Raw genomic sequence first — 21800 nt, 5'->3', positions numbered from 1 at the left:
TGTGATGCATGAATCCCCCTTCTGGTGCGTTCTCTATCTTAATTATACCTAAGTGGGCCTAGGGTTTTCAAGCCCCCGCTGTTAAATATTGAGAAATACGGGGCATTACGGTTGCCAAAGGTCCAGTTCAATGGGATACCTGCCCCCATAAAAAAGGAGCCTCAAAATGAGAAGAGTATTGGCGTTTAACTATGTTTTAAAAGGACCTGACGGAGCAGTTTTGGATGCTTCAGAGCAAGGCCAACCACTTCCTTTCCTTGAAGGCGCTGGACAAATCCTTCCTAAACTTGAAGAAGAAATCAAAGACCTTAAAGAAGGCGATAAAAAAACTGTTAAGCTGGAAGCGAAAGATGCTTACGGCGAAGTTCGTGACAACATGTTCATGGAAGTTCCTAAAGAAGAACTTGCTCATTTGCCACAACTTGAAATCGGCGCGCACCTTCGCCTTGAGTTGAGCGGTGGAGCCCACATTGTTCGCGTTTCAAAAATCACAGACACTCACGTAACTCTTGATGGAAATCACCCATTGGCAGGTCAGCCTCTGGAATTCGCAATCGAAATGGTTCTAATTCGTGAAGCAACTGCTGAAGAACTTCAGCACGGACATCCACACGGATTGCACGGAGACGCTGGTCACCACCACGGTCACTAATTTTTTTCGGAGATAGAGCACAATGCCTTCGTTTGATATTGTTTCTGAACTTGATATTCAAGAGATTGATAATGCTGTTAATCAGGCTCGTAAAGAGGTTGATGGTCGTTATGATTTTAAGGGCAGCAAGTCTGAAATCGGTTGGGACAAAGATAAAAAAGAAATTACTTTGAACGCTGAAGATGATTACAAGATCGAGCAGATGGGAAGCATCTTGCAGACCAAGCTCCATCGCCGTGGGGTGGATATCAAAGCTGTGAAGTTTGATAAAGTTGAACCAGCTGGTGGCAAAATGCTCCGCCAGAAGGTCACTTTACAGCAAGGCATTGACCGCGAAGTTGCTAAAGAAATTATTAAAGTCATCAAAGATTCCAAGCTCAAAGTACAGCCGCAAATCGCTGATGATAAACTGAAGGTCTCTGGTAAAAGTATCGATGATCTTCAGGAATGTATCGCCCTGGTACGAGGGGGAAGCTTCGCAGTACCCTTACAATTTAATAATATGAGATCGTAAAATTGGGCTTGCACGGGACTTACGCTATGCTAGCCTTTAAGTAGGTTTTTTATAGGTACAGGTCCCGAAGTGATTGTTCTCGATTTTATGTTGTTCGAAGGCTTCCTCGGGTTTAACAAATCCACAGGAGGTCTTTGTGGCTAAGAAGTTATACGTAGGCAATTTGCCTTATTCAGTTGATGACGAGGCTTTGCACTCTCATTTCGCACAATTCGGTGCAGTAGATTCAGCAAAAGTTATCATGGACAGAGAGTCAGGCCGTTCAAAAGGTTTTGGCTTCGTTGAAATGGCTGATGATTCAGCTGCTGACGCTGCTATCGAAAGAGCAAACGGCGTTGAGTTGAACGGTCGTCAGATCAATGTATCTGAAGCTCGTCCACAAGAACCACGTGAAGGTGGTCGCGGCGGTGGTCGTGGTGGCTTCGGTGGCGGACGCGGCGGCGGTGGCGGCGGCGGACGTGGTGGTTTCGGTGGCGGCGGTCGTCGCTAGTTGAAACTTTGGACGTCGTAGTTAATTAGTCCTTATCAGATGTTGATAAGAGCCAGTTTGACTAAGTCAGCCTTGAATTAAGAATTCATAAAAGGTCTCATAGGAAACTATGAGACCTTTTTTATTTGCAGCTCTTCTTATAGTTTCCTCTTTGAGTTTTTCCTCCGCACTCGCGCAAACGTCGGCACAAAAAAAATTAGTTGTCCTCGGTGATTCTGTTTCCGAAGGTTACGGCGTTGCGAAAGATGCCGCCTATCCAGTATTGCTTGAAAAGAAATTGCATGAAGCTGGCAAGAAAGAGTGGACCGTGTTTAACGCCAGCGTAAGCGGTTCAACCACCGCCTCTGGTATTGGTCGTATGAAATGGATTTTTAAATCGAAACCAGATGCCGTGTTCTTGGCCTTGGGAGCCAATGATGGTTTGCGCGGTTTGAAAGTCGACGAAAGTGAGAAGAATCTTGCGAGTGCGATCGAGTATGCTCAAGCCCAAAAAGTTCGCGTGATTTTAGGCGGACTTTATATGCCTCCCAATTACGGCAAAGATTACTCTGACAAGTTTAAAAAAATGTACGAATCCCTGGCGAAAAAATACAAGCTGACTTTCGTTCCCTTCATTTTGGATAAAGTGGCGGGTAATCCCAAATACAATCTCGCCGATGGCATTCATCCCAATGAAGAAGGTCATAAAATTATCGCCGATACTGTGTTCACAGCCTTGAAAGGTTCTTTATGAGTTTGATCTTAAACGATGTTCGCAAAAGTTTTCATCAGGGGGATGTCGAGATTCAAGTTCTCAAAGGACTGAATGTCAATATTGAGCCAGGACAGATTGTCTCGATTGTTGGTCAATCCGGAAGCGGCAAATCCACGTTGCTGTCTATTCTTGCGGGCTTGGAGCGCGCGGATCGTGGGGATATCTTGGTGGATAAAGCCAATCTTGTTCCAATGACTGAACAGGAGCTGACTCTATTTCGGGCGCAGAATATTTCCATCGTATTTCAACAGTATCATTTGATTGCGCACCTAACTGCGCTCGAGAACGTGATGTTGGCGTTGGAAATTTTGAAAATGGAAAACCCTAGAGTACGTGCTGAAGAAGCTTTGCGCGAGTTGGGCCTGGGACATCGCTTAGAGCATTTTCCAAGTCAACTGAGCGGGGGAGAATGCCAGCGTGTAGCAATCGCCCGTGCCCTTGTCGTAAAACCAAAAATCCTTTTGGCCGATGAGCCCAGTGGAAACTTGGATATTCATACCGGCGATAAAGTCATGGATGTCTTCTTCGATGTTATTCGCAAACACAAGATTACCACCATATTAGTGACTCACAGTGAGGCCCTTGCAAAAAGATGCGAACGCACTTTGCGCCTTGAAGATGGTCAATTGAGGGAGCGATGATTTTAATTCGCTTAGCCATCAGGGAAATGAGGCGCAGCTGGCGCTTTGGTTTGTTTTTCATCTTCAATCTTAGTTTGGGGCTGACGGGCTTTGTCTCTTTGAAGGCCTTTAACAGTGCTTTAGAGAGTGAAATCAAAAACAACGCGAAGTCGATTCTTTCTGCGGACCTTGCCGTGTCTTCTCGCCGTGAATTGACAGAGACTGAACTGAAAGACATGCGCAGTGCTTTGCCAGAGGGAACTTTGGAGGCAAAGAACTACGAATTCTTTGCGATGCTCAGTTCAGCAAAAGGCTCGCGCTTGGTTTTGGTCAAAGCGGTCGATCAAGCTTATCCGTTTTATGGTGACTTGCAGTTGCAATCAGGAAAGCGGATCGCAAGCGGCAGTCCCAAAGACATCATCGGAGAGAAAACAGCTTGGGTGTATCCAGAGCTCGAATCTCAGATGGGCTTAAAGACCGGTGATGATGTTCAACTGGGACAGCTTAAGTTAAAAATTTCTGATGTGATCACCAAAGATGAAACACAGACTTTCCGAGCGGCCACTATGGCGCCGCGGGTGTTTATCAACCGCGCTTTGTTGCCGGAATCAGGCTTGATTCAGTACGGCAGTACGTTTTCCTTAGCTTATCTATTCAAGCTTCCTGTGGCAGCGCAGGAAGAGACTCTTAAAGAGTCTTTGTATAAGAAACTCACCGACCCGCAGGTTTCTGTGGATACCCCCGCTACCGCGGGTGAGGATTCAGGGCGGCAGTTAGGTTATCTGTCAGACTATTTAGGTCTGGTGGCTTTGGTCGCTTTATTTATGTCGGCTTTGGGAGCCGCCTATATCTATCGTTTGTTCCTCTCAAGTCGTATGAAAGAGATCGCCATCTTAAGAACTTTGGGTTTGCAAAGTGCAGAAGCTGTCGGTGTCTATGTGATTCAAGCTTCTTTGCTGGGGCTGTTGGCGACGATTCCGACTTTGCTCTTTAGTGAGTTGGTATTGCCACTCTTGACCAAACTGCTAGGCAGCTTTACTCCTTTCAACTTACAACCGCGGGTGACTCTTGAGGCGTGGGGCTTGTGTTTGTTGATGGCGGTGGTGGGCAGTTTTGTTGTCAGCTTGCCATTTATGATTAAGATCTTTGACCTTCGCGCCGCCAAGCTCTTTAGTGAAGAGAAGTTTTCAGTCGGTGAAGGACCGCGCAGATACTGGCCGTATGTGCCGACGGCGGTGTTGTTCTTTGGTCTTTCGGTTTATCAAGCTCACTCGTGGAAGATTGGTTCGATCTTTGTGGGGGCGCTGCTGGTCGTAGTCGCAGTCCTTGTCTCGGTGGGATATCTGACCGTGCGTGGTGCGGGACTATTGAAAAACGTTCACCGTTGGTTCATGCGCTTTAGTTTCTTGAGCGTATCCCGAAGAGCCGCTGCCAGTTTGGCGGTGTTTGTGGCTTTAGGCATGGGAGCGTTGCTGATCAATATTCTGCCTCAGCTAAAAAACTCCCTGCAGGCTGATTTCCGCGTCGACAGTCATTCAAAGATTCCTTCGCTGTTCTTGTTTGATATCCAGGATGAACAGCTCGGTGGAGTTCAAAAAATTCTTGCTGACAACAAAGTGCAAGCCTTGGGTGAGTCACCGATGGTTCGCGCGCGTATCCTTAAGGTCAACGGTCAGGACTATGAAAGAAAGATCGAAGCTCAAGGATTTAAAACCCGCGAAGAAGAGCGTGAAGCACGCTTCCGTAATCGCGGCGTAAACTTGTCCTATCGGACTAAACTCTCTGAAACGGAAGAGATCACCGAGGGGCAACCGATCACAGGTGACTTCGACGCCAGCAAGCAAAAGTATCCGCAACTTTCTGTCGAGCAGAAGTTTGCGGAGCGCATGGGCTTTCATTTGAATGACCTGGTCGTCTTCGACGTTCAAGGGGTGGAAGTCGAAGCGCAAATTGCCAACTTCCGCAAAGTGAAGTGGACCAGCTTCCAACCGAATTTCTTTATTTTGGTTCAAAACGGAGTTCTAAATGATGCTCCTAAAACCTTTATCACCTCGGTACCATCTTTGAATGCAGAGATGCGAAATCATCTGCAAACAGAAATTGCGCAGAAGTTTTCAAACGTATCCGTTATCGACGTGGTTCGTTTGGTGGATGAAATTTTGAGTACTGCAGAAAAGATGAGCTGGTCCCTGGAGCTGATGGCTTATCTGGCTCTGATCACCGGTTACATCGTGTTGTTCTCAATCGTGCGCAGCCAAATTAAACTGCGCCGCTGGGAACTCAACATGCTAAAAATCCTAGGCGCCAGCTTCAAGGAAGTCTCAGGCTTCATCCTGACTGAATTCGCCTTCTTAGCCTTTATCAGCTCCTTCGTCGGCGCCTTCCTCAGTATCGGAGTCAGCTACGCCCTGAACCGCTTCCTTTTCGAAGGCTCCTTCGAGTTCTCCCTCGCCCAACCTCTCATCTCAGTCCTCATCATCACGGCCCTCAGCTTGCTCATCTCTTTCCTCGCAAGCCTCGACATAGTAAAAGAAAGCGCCCTCAGCATCCTCCGCGAATCCTAAGTTCCCGGGGGTGCCTGCCATCTTTTCGGAAAAGATGGCAGGCACCTTTTTGGTTTTTGAGATAGCGCGGGTTTGGGTTTTGCGGTAAGTTGGGGACATCAAAGGATTTTTTCATGATGTCGCCCAACGAGGGTCTTGCTAAAGCGAAAGTCATATTGGAAGAAGGGGGAGTCATCGGGCTTCCTACTGAGACTGTTTATGGTTTGGCTGCGCGCATTGATGTCCCTGGAGCGATTGAAAAGATCTTTAAGGTCAAAGAGCGCCCGTTTTTCGATCCTTTGATCGTGCATGTCTCTTCGATCGAGATGGCCAAAAAAGTGACGGCTTACTGGGGGCCTGCTTCTCAGGCTTTGGCTGAAGTTTTCTGGCCGGGTCCATTGACGATGATTCTGCCTAAAGATCCCTCTGTGAATGGAATGATCACGTCTGGCTTGGAGTCAGTGGGTATTCGCATGCCGAATCATCCGTTGGCTTTAGAGTTGATTGAGGAAGTGGGTATTCCGCTTGCTGCGCCTAGTGCAAATAAATTTGGAAGAACCTCACCGACATCGGCAAGCCATGTGCGCGTTGAATTCAAAAATGAAAATGTTTTTGTCCTGGATGGCGGAGACTGTCAAATCGGTATTGAATCGACAGTGCTGTTGATTCGTCATCGCCCTGACAAAGTTGTGCTTTCAATTTTACGTCGTGGGCATATTCTGAAATCAGATATTGAAAGAGTTCTTGCCGAAAAAGGTTTTGAGTTTGAATTCTTGGAACAAGTCGATAAACGGGAATCTCCAGGGCATATGAAGCATCACTATATGCCGCCGGTTCCATTGATTGTTTGCACTGAAAAGAACCGCTCAGTTGAAAGTATCATCCAAGAGGTGAACGAAAAACTGTCGACGCTGCCAGAGGAAATCGAAAGCATTAAGATCATCAAACCTAAAAATGGAGTCCATTCTGCGGAAGTGTTGAACCTTTCCAAAGATCCCCTGCTGGCAACCCGTGAATTTTACGGACATCTGCGCGACGTAGCAGCCAAAGGCAAAGATATCATTATCTTCTACCGCGAAGAACATCAGGTCGGGGAGCGCTGGGAGTCTTTGTTCGATCGTTTAAATAAAGCCGCGAGCCTGATCATTTAAGTCCTGACAGTTTCCTTACTGAGTCCTGACAATGTTGAGATCTGAAGTTTGTTAGCCTGATGCTATCCACGGAGGATGCATGGTTGAACGGATTTCTCAGAACATTCAGTCTTTCTATCAAATGCGCTCTAATAACATGCATAAGTTCAAGCCGAAGATTGCGATTCAATCTGAGGTGGGACCCTTCATGATTAAAACAGTGACGACGACCGAAGAGCTGAAAGAGGCCTTGGCACTTCGCTTTGAAGTGTTCCATCGAGAGATGATTGGCAAGACGACTCCCTGGGGCTTGGATATCGACGAGTTCGATTTTGACTGTGATCACTTGATTATCAAGGAAAAGCGTTCGAACAAAGTGGTCGGCACTTATCGCGTGCGCTGCTCTGAATTTACAAATCAATTTTATTCCGCGAAAGAGTTCATGATGAGCTCCATCCTTCAACAACCTGGAGTGAAGCTTGAACTCGGTCGCGCTTGTATTCACAAGGATTTCCGCAGAGGTGTTGTGATCTCTTTGTTGTGGCGAGGAATTGCTGACTATCTTGCGGCCTCCGACTCGCAATTTCTATTTGGTTGCGCGACTGTGAAAACGGATGATCCTCGCGATGCGGCTCTTTTAACCCGGTACTTTGAAGAAGAAGGCCGAATTAATCCTGGATTTAGAACTCGCCCGACTTTGGCATATACGATGCCGATGTTTAGTTTCTTTAAGGATGAACTGCGCAATCCTCTGACTCAGACGCAACGAGAAGAAGCAGAAGAGCTTTTGCCCCCGCTATGTAGAGCCTACCTCAAGATTGGCGCCTACATAGGCGGAGAGCCAGCCTGGGATAAAGAGTTCCAATGCATAGACTTCTTGACCATTCTGCACAGAGAAGATTTAAATAGAACTCTGTGGAAGAGATTCAAGCTGGGCTCCGCGGAGTCCTAAATCTAATTTATTTCGTTCTAGTTATTGTCACTTTCTTGGCTTGGTCATTCCTTTGTCATTTGGTGATCCGCAATCCTGAAAAACGAAGAGCGCAATTTTCAAAAAATGTGACCTTCTTCTGTCGGATCATTCTGAAAGCTTTCGGAATGAATCTCACCGTGAAGAACAAACCTAAAGACGGCGAAAAGTTTTTGTTGGTGAGCAATCACATGGGCTTCGTCGACATCTTGTTGATGGGTTCGATCTTTCCGCTGCTTTTTGTAACTTCCAACGAAATGCGTGAAACTCCTTTCTTGGGTCTTCTGACCGAGATGGGTGGTTGCATGTACGTTGAACGTCGCAGTCGCACTAAAATCCTGGATGAGATGAAGTCGATCGTGACGGCATTGCAAAATGGTTTCCGCATCGTGCTTTATCCTGAAGCCACTTCGACAAACGGGGAGCAGGTACTTCCTTTCAAGAGAACCTTGATGATGGCTGCTTCCCACGCTGGAGTTCCAATTCAGCCTGCAGTAGTCAACTTCCGCAAAGTGAACGGAGAAGACTTTTCTTTGAAATGGCGCGATCACTTGTGCTGGTACGGCGACATCACGTTCGCGACCTCTTTGTGGAAAGCTCTGACGCTTAAATCATTGCACGCCGAAATCGAGTTCCTAGAACAGATTCACACAACCCCGGAAGACGACCGCGGCTTGATCGCTGACAAAGCACACAGCCTGATCTCAGAAAAGTTTGTCCCAGTAAAAGGCATCGCAGTCCCTGCAGTTCCTCCCGAACTCGAAACCACTTAGAAGGTGCCTGCCGTTTTCTCCGAAAAGGTGCCTGTCACATTTTCGGAAAAGGTAGCGGGCATTCTTTGGTCTTGGACTGAAACTTTCTGCCTTGACCCTCATAATTAGATATGTAAATAATGTGTAAATGAGGAAGATCATCCATATCGACATGGACTGTTTTTATGCTGCGGTTGAGGTTAAATTTAACCCTCAACTTAAAGGGAAACCTTTGGGCATTGGCGGGCCACCGAATACTCGCAGTGTACTTTGCACGGCGAGTTATGAAGCGCGCAAGTTTGGTGTGCGCTCGGCGATGCCCTCTTCCCAGGCGGTGCGTTTGTGCCCGCAGTTGATTCTAATCCCTCCGCATTTTGATCTTTATAAAGAGGAAAGCCGCAAGGTTCGCGAAATCTTTGAACGCTTCACGAACAAGATTGAGCCCCTTTCTTTGGATGAGGCTTATCTTGATGTGACTGATTGTAAGCAGTTTGGTGGCAGTGCCACTTTGATCGCCCAGGAAATCCGCCGCCTTATCTTTGAAGAGCTGAATCTGACAGCCTCTGCGGGCATTGCACCCAACAAGTTCATCGCCAAGATTGCCAGCGATTGGAAAAAGCCTAACGGGCAATTCGTCGTTCGGCCTCAAGACGTGGAAGGTTTCGTCAAAGACCTGAAGGTGGAAAAGATTTTCGGAGTCGGTAAAGTCACCGCTCAAAAAATGCACGAGCTTGGTTTGTACACCTGTTCTGATATTCAAAAATTTTCTGTGCCAGAGTTGCATCGTTGGTTTGGTTCACGCGCTCAAGAGCTTTATGATTTCTCGCGAGGTATTGATGATCGCGAGGTTGTCACCGAGTGGGAGCGAAAATCTCTGACTGTGGAAGAGACTTATAATACTGATCTGCAAACCTATGAGGAGTGCCGAAAGCGCATTCCTGCTCTCTACGAAGATTTCTATCAGCGCCTCATTCAAGGTGAGTACGAAGATCGCGTGCGCGGTATGGTTGTGAAGTTGAAGTTCTTTGATTTCAAATCAACAACGCATGAAGAAGTGATTCATGGAATTCCCACCGAGAAAGATTTTGAAAGACTTTTGGAACGAGCCTGGTCGCGCCGTGGTGTCGCAGTTCGCCTTGTGGGCTTGGGAGTTAGGCTGGGCACTCAAAACAAAGTATCTAACGAACCTGTAACCTCGCAGTTAAAATTCGCTATCTAATTAAAGTGGTGCACTTTCGGCTAAGTCAGGCTGGCACTTAAGTTGCTTTAAGGTTCTTTCGCAAAAACGCGGTGACATTGTGACATCGCGAAGCCAAATAAAACAAGGAACCACCACCATGAAAAAAGTTATTCTTTTGAGTGTCCTCACGATTGCAATGTTATTCAACGCTGGCTGTACTGACGAAGAAATCACCGCCGGTGCGATTGGCGTGATCATCGGTATTGGTCTTGGCGATGGCCATCATCACCATGATCGCCGCCCAGCCCCTTATCGCCCAGTTCGTCCAGGTCGCCGCAACTTCGTTTCCACTGCCAGTATCACTTTGCCAACCACGGGCGAGTCTGCAAACGTTGCAGCCGCTGACTTCGCTCTGAAACACAACATTAGCATGACAGCGGCAGAGAAGGTGCAGACTGCCTTGAATGGAGTAAAAACAGAGGGTCTGTCTTCATTGGCAAAAATTGGTTTGAATAAAAAAGATATCGAAACATTGATGAAGCATGACCTGCCGTCTTCGGCTGCAATTAAATCTTTGGCGACAAAACTAGATATGTCAGAAGCGCAGTCTCGTGACCTTTTGATTTCCATGAATCGTGAGTTTGAGGCGCAAGCTGCAGATATTGAAAGCCCTTACTGGGAATCTTGTATGGCTAAAGGGAAGTGGAGAACTCCGCAAAATCTGTACTGCAAGTCTACAAACTGGAATGGTTGCTCTCCTGAGATGGGCGCAACTCTTTGCTACTAATAGCTTAGCGATCAGTTTGTAAAAAAAAAGGAGAGTTTATACTCTCCTTTTTTTATCTGAATGATGGGCGGGAATTTTATGGTAGGTTTCTTTTTTCAGCTCGCCACCTGCTGAGAAGCGGAAAACCATCCAAAGCCCCGTGCCGACGATCGCCACGGTTAAGACTACTATCGAGAGGCTTACCATATAGACCTCCTTGGTCACAATCAGCTTACAATATTTAACCTACGCTAAATATTCGCATTGCCGATTTTGTGTCAGAAGTCAGACTAGAAAACTTTTTTCCAATCATCTTCCTTGAAACCAACCAAGGCGACATCGTCGCCCAAAACAAATGGTCTTTTGACGAGCTTTCCGTGTTCAGACAACAGTTTCAAGGCTTCGGCTTCGCTCATATTCGGAAGCTTTTCGCTGATCTTGAATTCTTTGTACAAAACACCGGAAGTATTAAAAAGATTTTTGATGCTGCCGCCGCGCTCTTTCAGCGCAGTCAGCATTTTCTTCAGTTCTGTCTGTGAGGGAGCTTTATCCACGATAGGAAGTTTCTGGTACGAAACTTTTTTCGCATCTAGAAACTTCAATGCTTTTACGCAAGTTGAGCACTTGGCGTATTCGTAAACTTTAAGCATTGCTCTTCACCAACCAGCCGCACATTTTATACAAAATACGTGCGCCCACATTGCCGTCCCATTCAACTTCGGATTCGTCCAGACCACCGGTAGAAACTTCGTTCAAATCAAATGCGATGATCTTGCGACCTGAAGCGTGAACTTCACGGAAAAGGAAGAACACTTGATCCACGCTCAAGCCGCCAGGAACCGGAGTTCCAGTGTGAGGGCAGAAAGCCGGATCCAAACCGTCGATATCGAAAGAGATATAAACGTTTTGCGGAAGTTCTTTGATGATGTCTTGGCAAACTTTTTCCCAAGTCTCACCCTTTAGAAGGCGACGTTTCAACTCTAGGTCATAGAAAGTTTTAATGTCTTTGCGAGACTCGCTGAAGTCATATTCTTCTTCGCAGAAATCGCGAATACCGACTTGGACAAGTTTCTGCGGCTTCTTCGCGTCCGTCATTACGTTGTACATGATTGAGGCGTGAGATTGTTTGAAGCCTTGGTAAGCTTTACGTAAATCCGCGTGGGCATCGATATGCAAAACACCGAACTCACCTTTGAATTTATCACTCACGGCGCGAATTGCACCCAGAGGAGTGGAGTGGTCTCCGCCGACAAGACCCAGAAGCTTGCCCTTTTTTAATACATCCGAGCATTGATCGTAGACCCATTGGCTCATCTCTTCGCAGGCTTCATTCACTTGCGCTGCCAAAGAGTTCATCTTTGCTGTGTCAGTGCTCATATTTGTGCGCATGCCGATGAGTTCTTGGGCAACACCCTTGAATTTGTCATTCATGTTACATAAGTCTTCAGAGAGGTCGCGCATGTGGTAGCCGACTTCGTAAGCCTTGCCCACTTCGATGTCGAAGAGGTCGATCTGCTCACTGGCAGCACGGATGATTTGAGGGCCACGAGAAGCACCTTCGCCGTAAGAAGTCGTCACTTCCCAAGGAACCGGGACGAGAACCACTTTGGATTCTTCTTCAGTCATCGGAATTCCGAAGATTCCGAACTCGGCAGAAATGGTTGTTGTTGGGTCGAACTTTGGTGCTTGGCTGGCTGGGTTTTTTGATGCGTTTTCCGCTGTCTTTTCAGACATCTTTTTCTCCTTGAAAATTCTCCACGTATATAGCATTTGGGCGTAGCGTTAATCGAGCAATAACTTGATTATTTTTCCGGCATAACCGATTTTAAGCCCACTTTGGGAACTATTGAAATTCCCTACGAAATTCTTTGGAGGAGACACAATGAAAATGATGGGACTACTGGCGCTCGTATTGAGCTCAGCTTTGACCGCTCCCGCTATGGCTGCTGCACCAAATGCAAATGCTCCAGTTGGCGGAAATTTCGTTTACAACCTAGGTGGCGAACCACCGACGGTTCACCCGATCACAGCTACTGATACATACGCACGTTATGTTCAGAACTACGTTTGTGATACTTTGGCGACTCACGATATCGAAACTTACAACTGGACTCCACGTCTGGCTGAAAAGTGGGAGATCTCTAAAGACAACAAAACTTTCACTTTCAAACTTCGCAAAGATGCCGTTTTCCACGACGGTAAGCCTGTAACTGCTGAAGACGTTAAATTCTCTTTCGATGCTATCTTTGAACCAAAATATGAAGCGGCTCACTTGCGCCCTTACTATGAAGGTTTGGCAAAAGTAGAAGTTGTAGATCCTTTGACTGTGAAAATCACAGCAAAAGACCTTTACTTCCAAAACTTCGAATCTGCTGCGACTATGACAATCATCCCGAAACACGTTTACGGCGATGTTGCTAAGTCTAAAAAAATGAACAGAGAGTTGATCTGTGCGGGTCCTTACGTTTTGTCTAAATTCGACCGTGGTCAATTGATCCAGTTGAAAAAATTCGACAAATGGTACGGCAACAAAGACGCTGCTTTCAAAGGCATGTACAATTTCGAAAACATCACTATGCGTTTCTACAAAGACGACAACGTTGTTCTTGAGCGCGCTAAAAAAGGTGAGTTGGACTACATCGATCTCCGTATCGAGTCTTTCATGAAGAAAACTGAAGGCGCTCCTTGGGGCAAAACAGTTATCAAACACAAAGTTGCTAACGACGCTCCGAAATCTTTCGGTTTCATCGGTTGGAACTTCCGTAAAGATCTTTTCAAAGACAAAGATGTTCGTATCGCGCTAGCTCACTTGTTGAACCGCGAAGAGATGAACAAAAAATTCCGTTATGGAATGTCTGATCTTGCAAACGGTGCTGTTTACTTGAGATCTGAATACAACCCTGGCAACAAAGCGATTGAGTTTAATCCGAAAAAAGCTCAGGAACTTTTGGCTAAAGCTGGTTGGGCAGATTCAGACAAGAACGGTGTTCTTGATAAAGTTGTGAACGGTAAAAAGACTGAATTCAAATTCACGTTGATCTACCCGAACAAAGACGTTGAGAAATACTACACAATGTACCGCGAAGACCTTAAAAAAGCCGGTATCGACCTTGAGCTTAAGTATCTTGAATGGAACTCATTCTTGAAATTGGTTGATGAAGGTAACTTCGACGCTGTGACAATGGCGTGGGGTGGCGGTTCAGTAGATCCAGATCCTAAACAAATCTGGCATTCATCTGGCGCAGTTCCGGGCGGATCTAACTTCATCGCTTACAAAAACCCTGAAGTTGACAAATTGATCGACGAAGCTCGTGTTGAGCCAGTTAAAGCTAAACGCGTGAAATTGCTTAAAGAAGTTTACAAAAAGATCGCTGACGATGCTCCGTACGCGTTCCTTTTCAACGATAAGTTCGATTTTTATGCAAATTCTTCAAAAGTAGGTATGCCAGCAGAGACTTTCAAGTTCGATATTGGTAAAGACTACTGGTGGATGAAACCTTAAGAAGAAATTTGGAGTAGGGCCTTGTTCGTTTACCTTATCCGTCGATTATTGCTAATGATCCCGACATTTCTCGGGATCACTGTAGTTACCTTTGTCCTAATTAATTTGGCTCCAGGGAGTCCTATTGAGCAGAAGCTGCAGGCGATCCGTTTCGGATCGGCTGCTAGCGGCGGCGGATCAAGTGGTGCTAACAGCCGTGGTGACACGTCTGTAAACCAAGAAGTTATCGAAGCCTTAAAAAAACAATACGGCTTCGATAAACCTATGCACGTACGATATTTGATTTGGTTGAAGAACCTATCAACTCTGGATTTCGGTGAAAGCTTCACCTATCAAGAGCCAGTTATCGACGTCATCAAAAGCAAACTTCCGGTATCTATTACCTTCGGTATTGCTTCTTTGATCCTGACCTATCTTGTGTGTATTCCGCTTGGAGTGCGCAAAGCGATTACGGCAGGAAAAAGTTTCGATCGTATCTCTTCTATTATTCTCAATTTCACATATGCGATTCCGCCACTCATCCTCGGTATCTTCTTAATCGTTGTTTTCGCCGGGAAGCTTAATCTTTTCCCTATTGGTGGTTTCCAGTCTGATGACTATGACTCAATGACAAACTGGCAGCAGATCGTTGACCGTGTTCATCACTTTGTACTTCCTTTGATCTGTTACATGATCGGTGGATTTACAGAACTTTCTATTTTGATGCGTAACTCGATGTTGGACATTATTAAGTCTGACTTCGTTAGAACAGCTCGTGCAAAAGGTCTTTCTGAACGCGTGGTTGTGTTCAAGCATGCTCTTAGAAACGCGTTGATCCCAATTGCGACCGGTCTTGGTGGCTTCTTGGGAGCCTTCCTTGCGGGTTCTTTGATCATCGAGCAAATGTTCAATCTGGATGGTATCGGTTTGCTCGGTTACCAATCTGTATTGTCTCGTGATTATAACGTGATCATGGGTTTGACCTTCATTTCATCAATGCTACTTATGGTGGGTCGTATCTTGAGCGACATCATCTATGTTCTTATCGATCCAAGGATTGACTTCAAATGATCCAGAAATACCTTATTAAAAATGAGCTTACTCTCAAGAGATACAAGCGCTTCAAACGTGATCGCGTTGCGGTTGCGTCTGTTTGGATCCTTCTGGCGATGTTCTTCTTCAGCTTTACTGCTGAATTGTGGGCGAACAACCGTCCTCATATCATGCATTACCATGGGAAGACTTTCTTCCCGTTGTTTGTAGATTACCATCCAACAGCTTTCGATCGCGAAGACATCTATGTGATGGACTATCGCGCTTTGGAAATGGGCAAGGATGACTGGGCAATTTGGCCGGTTATTCAGTGGGACCCTTATGAAAGCAATAAATCTGTAGACACTTATCCTTCAGCTCCTTCGAAGCAAAATTGGATCGGAACAGATGAAAGCGGTCGTGACGTCATGACTCGTCTTCTTTATGGTTTCCGTTACACGATGATCTTTGCTTTTGGTGCTTGGGCGGTGACTTATCTTATCGGTATCACCTTCGGTGCGATGATGGGTTATCTTGGTGGTAAATGGGACTTGGTCGGCCAACGTGTGGTTGAGATCGTTGAAAGTACCCCGTACCTTTTCGTATTGATTACGATTATCTCGATTTTCACTCCAAGCTTAGGCTTGTTGATCGTATTCTCAGCGTTGTTCGGCTGGACAGGTATCTCGGCTTATATGCGTGCCCTGTTCTTGTCTTTGCGTAAACGTGAATACGTGGAAGCGGCTCGCGCTATCGGTGCAGATCACACACGTATCATCAGTAAACATATCTTGCCGAACGCTCTGACTCCGATCATCACATTTGCACCGTTTGCGATTTCTGCAAACGTGTACTCTTTGTCGATCTTGGATTACTTGGGCTTGGGTCTGCGTCCGCCTACTCCTTCATGGGGTGAGTTGATGGCACAAGCTCAAAAATGGTTCACCATCGCTGAGTGGTTGGTGTGGGGTCCGTTGGTAGCGATCGTTGTAACTTTGATTCTTTTGAACAACATCGGTACAGCAGTCCGCGACGCTTTCGACTCTAAAATGTAGTCTAAAGGTACCTGCTTCCTTTTAGTAAGAATTGGTACATAGATTTAAAAAGATAAAAAGACGAAGGCGACTTCGTCTTTTTTATTTTCATAGACTCAATAACTTGTCGGTTTGAAAGTGCTGCACCACTTCTGTTAGATCTTTTGTGACATATTCTATTGTGTGCGACATTTCGAAGTGCGCTTTAAAGGCAGCTTTCTTGCTTTCCACTTTCAGCGGATACATCATTCTATTCGATTCTACAATCGGTCTACCTCAAGATGGTGTACGAACATATTTTTTGCCTTCGTTGTTAACGTGAATTGAGGTTTTCTTAAAGCTTTTCGGACCTCTTCTTTGTCTTCGCTAACAGGCTTTTTATTAAGCCATCTCAAGGTAGATTCCAGCAGTTTCGGTTCGAGGCGAGGGTCACGAATTAGTGGGATTATTCCATTTTTCTTGCCAAGAAGAATCGAGAGTGTGCTGTAAGGATACTCTTCAGCATTTGAAGCAAGACCAGCTTCGATGGGATTTCTGTAAACATACTTATACACGTGCTCAAGATAATGAGGTTTGGTGATGGCTGAACGAAAATATCTTCCGCCGTAAGTTTGATTGATTCGCATAGAGGATCTAGAAATGACTCTAGAAGTCTCTCGCATAAAATAATTCATCGCCTCTGACATGTTGTTTTCGGGAAACCTGGCAATAAGATGAAAGTGGTTGTTCATAAGAACGAAAGAGTGAATTTCAATTTTGTAGGCTGTTGAAATAAAAAATAGATAATTCGACATTGTGGCCCAAACCTCTTCCAAAGGAAGACCAAACCATTCCTTATTGTGGCACCGCGCTGATATGTGATACGGGAACTCTGAAGTGTATATTTGTTGTTTTCTTGGCATATGTCGGAAGGGTATGCAATTTCCCCAGACAGTTGGGAGCTATTCTAATAGCTTCAAATAAGTTCTCAGGTCCGATGCATGGATTCTGGATTGCTTGAATATTTTAACAACGTTGAGCACTTTTTGGTACAAAGGGAAGCAGGTACCTCTTGAAAGAAAAAGGCGCCTTTTGAGCGCCTTTTTGTGTACTTTGTTGAACTAATAGGAAGCAGGTACCTATTCGGCTTCTTCGAGGTATGTGTAACCTGAGAGGCCTTCTTCGTAGTGCTTGATCAAAAGTTTAGCTTCTTGCTTCGTGATCGTGCCTTTTTGGATGGATTCTTCCGTTGCTTGACGAACGTTGTCTACCATCTCAGAGCGACCGTATTGAACGTATGACAAAACTTCAGTCACAGTATCGCCAGGAACATAATGGTCGATTGTATAACCAATTCCGTTCAAAGAGATGTGGACTGCATCGGTATCGCCGAAGAGATTGTGCAAGTCGCCTAGGATCTCTTGGTAAGCACCCGTGAGGAATACGCCCAAGTAGTATTGTTGACCTTCTGTGAATTGGTGTACGCGCAAAGTTTCCTTTGGTTCGCCAGATTCTGTATCGATGAATTTCTCGATCACACCATCAGAGTCACAAGTCAAATCGGCCAATGTGGCTTCACGCACAGGCTCTTCACCCAAGCGGTGAATAGGGATCACTGGGAACAGTTGTCCCACGGCCCAAGAGTCAGGAAGCGATTGGAACAAAGAGAAGTTTGAGTAGTAAGTATCGCACAACTCTTTAGAAAGAGCGGTAACGATATCTTCCGTATCAGGAACAGTCTTCGCCAATTTCACCATCTTAGTTGCGATAGTGAAGTACATGCTTTCACACCAAGCGCGTTGTTCAAGTGAAAGAACGCCATAAGTGAAAAGCTGCAAAGTTTCCTGTTTCGATTGCTCAAGGTCATTGAAGCATTCGTTGATATTGTCTTTGTTCACTTTTTCAAAGATGTACTGCATATCGTTCATGATCGATGGATCAGATTTCGTTGCAGGACGAGGTGGTTCTTGGCGATGAAGATCGTTCACGCCCATCACGTTAAACACCAAAACAGAGTGATGCGCCACTAGGAAGCGGCCAGACTCTGTCACGATATTTGGATGTGGGATGCCTTTTTCGTCGCAAAGAGTTTGCAGAACAGACACGATGTCGTTCGCATATTCTTGCTCAGAGTAGTTTACAGAGCTGTCAGAGTGGCCAGAGCCGTCGTAGTCGATGCCAAGACCGCCACCGACGTCGATGTACTTAAGGCCCGCGCCCATTTTTACAAGTTCAGTATAGAAACGTGCGCCCTCTTTCAAAGAAGACTTGATGCTTTGGATGGCAGGAACTTGTGAACCGATGTGGTAATGCATCAACTCAAGACAATCTAGCATGCCTTCAGTTTTCAAGTACTCAACGCCGTCCACGATCTCAGTTGCAGTCAGACCGAACTTAGAACGTGCTCCAGAAGAATCAACCCATTTACCAGCGCCTTGCGTATTTAATTTCGCGCGGAAGCCGATTTTTGGACGAGTGTTGAATTTCTTCGCCACTTCCACAATCATTTTCAATTCTTCTTTACGATCAACAACGATGATGGTGTTGCGACCTAGTTTTTGCGAAAGAATAGCTGTTTCGATGTACTCAGCGTCTTTGAAGCCATTGCAGATGATCAACGCGTTTTCCGTGTTCATCAAAGCAAGAACGACAAGAAGTTCAGGCTTAGAGCCGCACTCAAGACCCATTTGGAAGTCTTTGCCGTATTTCACAATCTCTTGAACGAGATGTCTTTGTTGGTTCACCTTGATCGGGTAAACGCCGTTGTAGTTGCCTTTGTAGCCATGATCCGCAAAGGCTTTTTTGAAACAACCGTTCAAAAGCTCAACGCGAGATTTGATGATGTCAGGGAAGCGGATCATGATTGGAACGCGGATACCGCGATCCAAAAGATCTTGAGTTAACTCATGAAGATCTACAGCGGGGCCATTTGCACCCATCGGAGTAACAGACACATTGCCTGATCCGTTAATTCTGAAATAACCGTTGCCCCAGTTGTTAATACCGTAAAGCTCCGCGCTCTTTTCAGGACTCCAATTTGGTGTCTGTGACATCTCTGTAGACCTTTCTGACTTACCGTCATACCTACTCCGACGAAGTCGGAGTGCAAACAAACTATTTAACAATCAAGTTCAAAATTTTTCCTGCTTTGTAGATCACCTTATCGGGATTTTTACCAGCAAGAACAGCTGCAACAGTTGAAACTTCTTTCGCCGCCGCAAGTGCTTCCTCTTCGGAAGCCGTCACGCCCAGCTCAATCGTGCCGCGCATTTTTCCGTTCACCTGCACGCCAATAGTTACAGTGTCATCAGCGCAGAGGGTACTATCATATTTTGGCCATGGAGCCAAAGAGCAAAGTCCCGTTCCGCCCAATTTTTCCCACAATTCTTCTGCCAAATGGGGAGCAAAAGGAGCCAGGATCTGCGTCAAAGGTTTGAGAGCTAATTCCGAGCGGCATTCTGCCTTATACAGGTCATTTACGAGGATCATCATCGCCGCAATGGCTGTATTGAAGCTCATGCTCTCGATGTCTTCTGTGACCTTTTTGATGGTTTTATGAAGTAATTTCTCAGTCGCTGGCGGCAAAGCATCCTTCGTCGCCACGTATTGACCGTCGTCAGTCACAACCAAGCGACCCACACGGTCCAAGAAGCGCTTCACGCCATCAATTCCTGTCGGAGACCAAGGTTTGTCGGTATCCAAAGGCCCCATGAAGCTGATGAAAGTTCGGATCGAGTCAGCGCCGTGAGTTTTTGCGATCTCTTCCGGAGAAATCACATTGCCACGAGACTTTGACATCTTCTGACCGTCAGGTCCCAAAATCATCCCTTGGTGAGCCAGTTTTTTGAAAGGCTCATCATGAGTGACCAAGCCCACATCAAAAAGCACCTTCATCCAGAAACGAGAGTACAGCAAGTGACCCACAGTATGTTCCGGCCCGCCGACGTACAAATCTACCGGCATCCAGTATTTTTCAGCGTCAGGGCTGAACGGAGCCTTGTCGTTGTTCGGGTCGATGTAGCGAAGGAAGTACCAAGAAGAACCGGCAGCACCTGGCATCGTGTCTGTTTCGCGACGGCCTTGTTCGCCTTCGCCAAATCCAGGTTTGCCAGCATAGTTCACCCAGTCAGCGATCTTTGCCAACGGAGCTTCACCCGAATCTGATGGCTCGTAGTCCGCCACTTCTGGAAGCATCACAGGAAGTTCGTTCACAGGGACGCCCAATTGACCTGCTTTCGGGAAGTTCACAATAGGGAAGGGCTCACCCCAGTAACGTTGGCGGCTGAAGAGCCAATCACGAAGCTTGTATTGAACTTCGCGAATTCCTAATTTTTTAGATTCCAAGTGAGAAAGCATTTTCTTGATGGCCTCTGCTTTAGAAAGACCATTCAAGAAATCAGAATTCACTAACGTGCCTTCGCCTTCGAAAGGCAACTCATCGCCACCTTCACCACCGCCAGAGGCGGCTGGAGACAGGACTCTCTTCACCGGTAAATTGAATTTCTTCGCGAACTCAAAATCGCGAGCATCATGACCAGGAACTGCCATGATTGCACCGGTACCGTAATCAGTCAGAACATAGTCAGCAATCCAGATCTCAATTTTCTCTCCCGTGATTGGGTGAAGAGCATGAGCACCGGTGAAAACACCGGTTTTGTCAGTCGTCGCTTTTCTATCAACTTCAGATTTACGAGAAGTCGCCAAAACATAATCTTCGACAGCAGCATGCTGCGGCTGAGAAGTGATTTTTTTAACAAGTGGATGTTCTGGAGCCATCACCATAAAAGTTACGCCAAACAAAGTGTCAGGGCGGGTGGTGAAGACTTCAAAGGTTTCACTCTCTCCTTCAATTTTGAAAGTGATGCGCGCGCCTTCAGATTTTCCAATCCAATTGCGTTGTGCCTCTTTCGTGCGTTCAGGCCAATCGACTTTATCCAGATCATTCAAAAGGCGTTCCGCATAATCAGTGATTTTAAGCATCCACTGTTTCATTGGAACGCGAATGACCGGATGTCCACCACGCTCTGATTTTCCATCGATGACTTCGTCGTTGGCCAAAACAGTTTTCAAAGCTGGACACCAGTTCACAGGAACTTCTTTTTGATAAGCCAGTCCGCGCTCATAGAGTTTCAAGAAAATAAATTGAGTCCACTTGTAGTACTTAGGCTCGCAAGTGGAAATCTCACGACTCCAGTCAAAGCTAAACCCAAATGACTGAAGTGTTTTGCGGAAGCTGGCAATAGCCTTATCAGTTGTGATAGCGGGATGAATTCCAGTTTGAATAGCATACTGCTCAGCCGGCAAACCAAACGCATCATAGCCCATCGGATGAAGAACATTGAAACCATTTACACGTTTGTAGCGCGAAACAATATCCCCCGGAGTATAAGAAGCCATATGCCCAATATGCAGCCCCGATCCAGAAGGATAAGGAAACATATCTAAAGCATAATACTTAGGCTTCGCAGAAGTCGTCTCAGCTTGAAACGCTTTAGCCTCAGCCCACTTTTTCTGCCACTTCGATTCATACTCACTAAAATTCAAACCCATAAAAACACGCTCCACAAAAAATAAAAAAGCGAAGAAAACCCCCAGAAAATCCCACTCACGCAAAACTTCCCAAAAAGCTTCTTTGAACCTCTATGTAAATACCGAAAATTTCACAACAATTCAAACCCTAAGAACACACATCAAAGACATAAATTTCGCGGGCTCAGAGGGCTGGGAGAGCTGCACTCAGCGCGAGTTCCGCAAGCTCGGCAAAGGTCTACTTCAAGACCCAAGCCCAGTCGAGCGAGGACTGTCCGAAGCGATGAGTGCAGCTCTCCCAGCCCTCTGAACCCGACCGAGATCTAAGTCGAAGGACAGACGTAGGAAGAGATTTTGTCCTAAATAAAATCGAC

20 protein-coding genes are annotated in these 21800 nt (G+C 46.0%); 14 read left to right on the top strand and 6 right to left on the bottom strand.

Annotation, left to right across the window (positions count from 1 at the left end; translation table 11 throughout):
- Positions 1-166: 166 nt before the first annotated feature.
- From NWE73_RS12420 to NWE73_RS12370, 11 genes are all read left to right on the top strand, one after another.
- Positions 167-652 carry an FKBP-type peptidyl-prolyl cis-trans isomerase gene (locus tag NWE73_RS12420; RefSeq protein ID WP_277578653.1) on the top strand — a complete coding sequence of 162 codons (486 nt, stop codon included), beginning with the start codon at positions 167-169 and terminating at the stop codon, positions 650-652.
- A 22-nt stretch (positions 653-674) separates the two neighbouring features.
- Positions 675-1166, top strand: coding sequence for a YajQ family cyclic di-GMP-binding protein (locus NWE73_RS12415; protein WP_277578652.1), 492 nt, complete (start codon positions 675-677; stop codon positions 1164-1166).
- Positions 1167-1302: 136 nt separating this feature from the next.
- Positions 1303-1656 (top strand): RNA recognition motif domain-containing protein, encoded by a 354-nt coding sequence (locus NWE73_RS12410; protein WP_277578651.1) that lies wholly within the window; start codon positions 1303-1305, stop codon positions 1654-1656.
- 109 nt (positions 1657-1765) lie between these two features.
- Positions 1766-2389 (top strand): arylesterase, encoded by a 624-nt coding sequence (locus NWE73_RS12405; protein ID WP_277578650.1) that lies wholly within the window; start codon positions 1766-1768, stop codon positions 2387-2389.
- Positions 2386-3051 (top strand): ABC transporter ATP-binding protein, encoded by a 666-nt coding sequence (locus tag NWE73_RS12400; RefSeq protein WP_277578649.1) that lies wholly within the window; start codon positions 2386-2388, stop codon positions 3049-3051. Before NWE73_RS12405 ends, NWE73_RS12400 begins: the two co-directional genes overlap by 4 nt.
- A 26-nt stretch (positions 3052-3077) precedes the next feature.
- The gene (locus NWE73_RS12395; protein ID WP_277578648.1) at positions 3078-5594 is read left to right on the top strand and encodes an ABC transporter permease; all 2517 of its coding nucleotides are present in this window, start codon (positions 3078-3080) and stop codon (positions 5592-5594) included.
- Between the two features lie 113 nt (positions 5595-5707).
- Positions 5708-6724, top strand: a complete 1017-nt coding sequence (locus tag NWE73_RS12390) for an L-threonylcarbamoyladenylate synthase (protein WP_277578647.1) — start codon at positions 5708-5710, stop codon at positions 6722-6724.
- A 79-nt stretch (positions 6725-6803) separates the two neighbouring features.
- Positions 6804-7655, top strand: coding sequence for a GNAT family N-acetyltransferase (locus NWE73_RS12385; protein ID WP_277578646.1), 852 nt, complete (start codon positions 6804-6806; stop codon positions 7653-7655).
- On the top strand, positions 7619-8446 hold the full coding sequence (locus NWE73_RS12380; RefSeq protein ID WP_277578645.1) for a lysophospholipid acyltransferase family protein: 828 nt from the start codon (positions 7619-7621) through the stop codon (positions 8444-8446). The genes NWE73_RS12385 and NWE73_RS12380 overlap by 37 nt, the downstream gene beginning before the upstream one ends.
- A 127-nt stretch (positions 8447-8573) precedes the next feature.
- The gene (gene dinB, locus NWE73_RS12375) at positions 8574-9644 is read left to right on the top strand and encodes a DNA polymerase IV (RefSeq protein ID WP_277578644.1); all 1071 of its coding nucleotides are present in this window, start codon (positions 8574-8576) and stop codon (positions 9642-9644) included.
- Positions 9645-9762: 118 nt separating this feature from the next.
- The gene (locus NWE73_RS12370; protein WP_277578643.1) at positions 9763-10392 is read left to right on the top strand and encodes a hypothetical protein; all 630 of its coding nucleotides are present in this window, start codon (positions 9763-9765) and stop codon (positions 10390-10392) included.
- 36 nt (positions 10393-10428) lie between these two features.
- Here the strand turns inward: NWE73_RS12370 and NWE73_RS12365 are convergent, their stop codons facing one another.
- From NWE73_RS12365 to NWE73_RS12355, 3 genes are all read right to left on the bottom strand, one after another.
- The gene (locus NWE73_RS12365) at positions 10429-10578 is read right to left on the bottom strand and encodes a hypothetical protein (protein ID WP_277578642.1); all 150 of its coding nucleotides are present in this window, start codon (positions 10576-10578) and stop codon (positions 10429-10431) included.
- 83 nt (positions 10579-10661) lie between these two features.
- Positions 10662-11021, bottom strand: coding sequence for an arsenate reductase family protein (locus NWE73_RS12360; protein ID WP_277578641.1), 360 nt, complete (start codon positions 11019-11021; stop codon positions 10662-10664).
- Positions 11014-12105, bottom strand: coding sequence for an agmatinase family protein (locus tag NWE73_RS12355; RefSeq protein ID WP_277578640.1), 1092 nt, complete (start codon positions 12103-12105; stop codon positions 11014-11016). The genes NWE73_RS12360 and NWE73_RS12355 overlap by 8 nt, the downstream gene beginning before the upstream one ends.
- Before the next feature lie 148 nt (positions 12106-12253).
- Here NWE73_RS12355 and NWE73_RS12350 point away from each other — a divergent pair, with 148 nt between their 5' ends.
- From NWE73_RS12350 to NWE73_RS12340, 3 genes are read left to right on the top strand one after another with little or no spacing between them, the layout of a single operon-like run.
- Positions 12254-13873 carry a peptide-binding protein gene (locus tag NWE73_RS12350; protein ID WP_277578639.1) on the top strand — a complete coding sequence of 540 codons (1620 nt, stop codon included), beginning with the start codon at positions 12254-12256 and terminating at the stop codon, positions 13871-13873.
- Between the two features lie 54 nt (positions 13874-13927).
- Positions 13928-14923 carry an ABC transporter permease subunit gene (locus NWE73_RS12345; RefSeq protein ID WP_277578638.1) on the top strand — a complete coding sequence of 332 codons (996 nt, stop codon included), beginning with the start codon at positions 13928-13930 and terminating at the stop codon, positions 14921-14923.
- Positions 14920-15939: an ABC transporter permease subunit gene (locus NWE73_RS12340; protein ID WP_277578637.1), complete on the top strand. Its 1020-nt coding sequence runs from the start codon at positions 14920-14922 to the stop codon at positions 15937-15939. Before NWE73_RS12345 ends, NWE73_RS12340 begins: the two co-directional genes overlap by 4 nt.
- A 239-nt stretch (positions 15940-16178) precedes the next feature.
- On the opposite strand, the gene NWE73_RS12335 is transcribed toward NWE73_RS12340, so the two are convergent.
- From NWE73_RS12335 to leuS, 3 genes are all read right to left on the bottom strand, one after another.
- On the bottom strand, positions 16179-16712 hold the full coding sequence (locus NWE73_RS12335) for a transposase (protein ID WP_407652951.1): 534 nt from the start codon (positions 16710-16712) through the stop codon (positions 16179-16181).
- Positions 16713-17036: 324 nt separating this feature from the next.
- Positions 17037-18950: a biosynthetic arginine decarboxylase gene (gene speA, locus NWE73_RS12330; protein ID WP_277578635.1), complete on the bottom strand. Its 1914-nt coding sequence runs from the start codon at positions 18948-18950 to the stop codon at positions 17037-17039.
- A 61-nt stretch (positions 18951-19011) separates the two neighbouring features.
- The gene (gene leuS / locus NWE73_RS12325; protein WP_277578634.1) at positions 19012-21447 is read right to left on the bottom strand and encodes a leucine--tRNA ligase; all 2436 of its coding nucleotides are present in this window, start codon (positions 21445-21447) and stop codon (positions 19012-19014) included.
- Positions 21448-21800 lie beyond the last annotated feature (353 nt).

Origin of the sequence: Bdellovibrio svalbardensis, assembly GCF_029531655.1 — a bacterium.
Taxonomy (GTDB): Bacteria; Bdellovibrionota; Bdellovibrionia; order Bdellovibrionales; family Bdellovibrionaceae; genus Bdellovibrio; species Bdellovibrio svalbardensis.
Note: the sequence above shows the minus strand (reverse complement) of the source record. Positions and strands in the feature narration are given on the sequence as shown.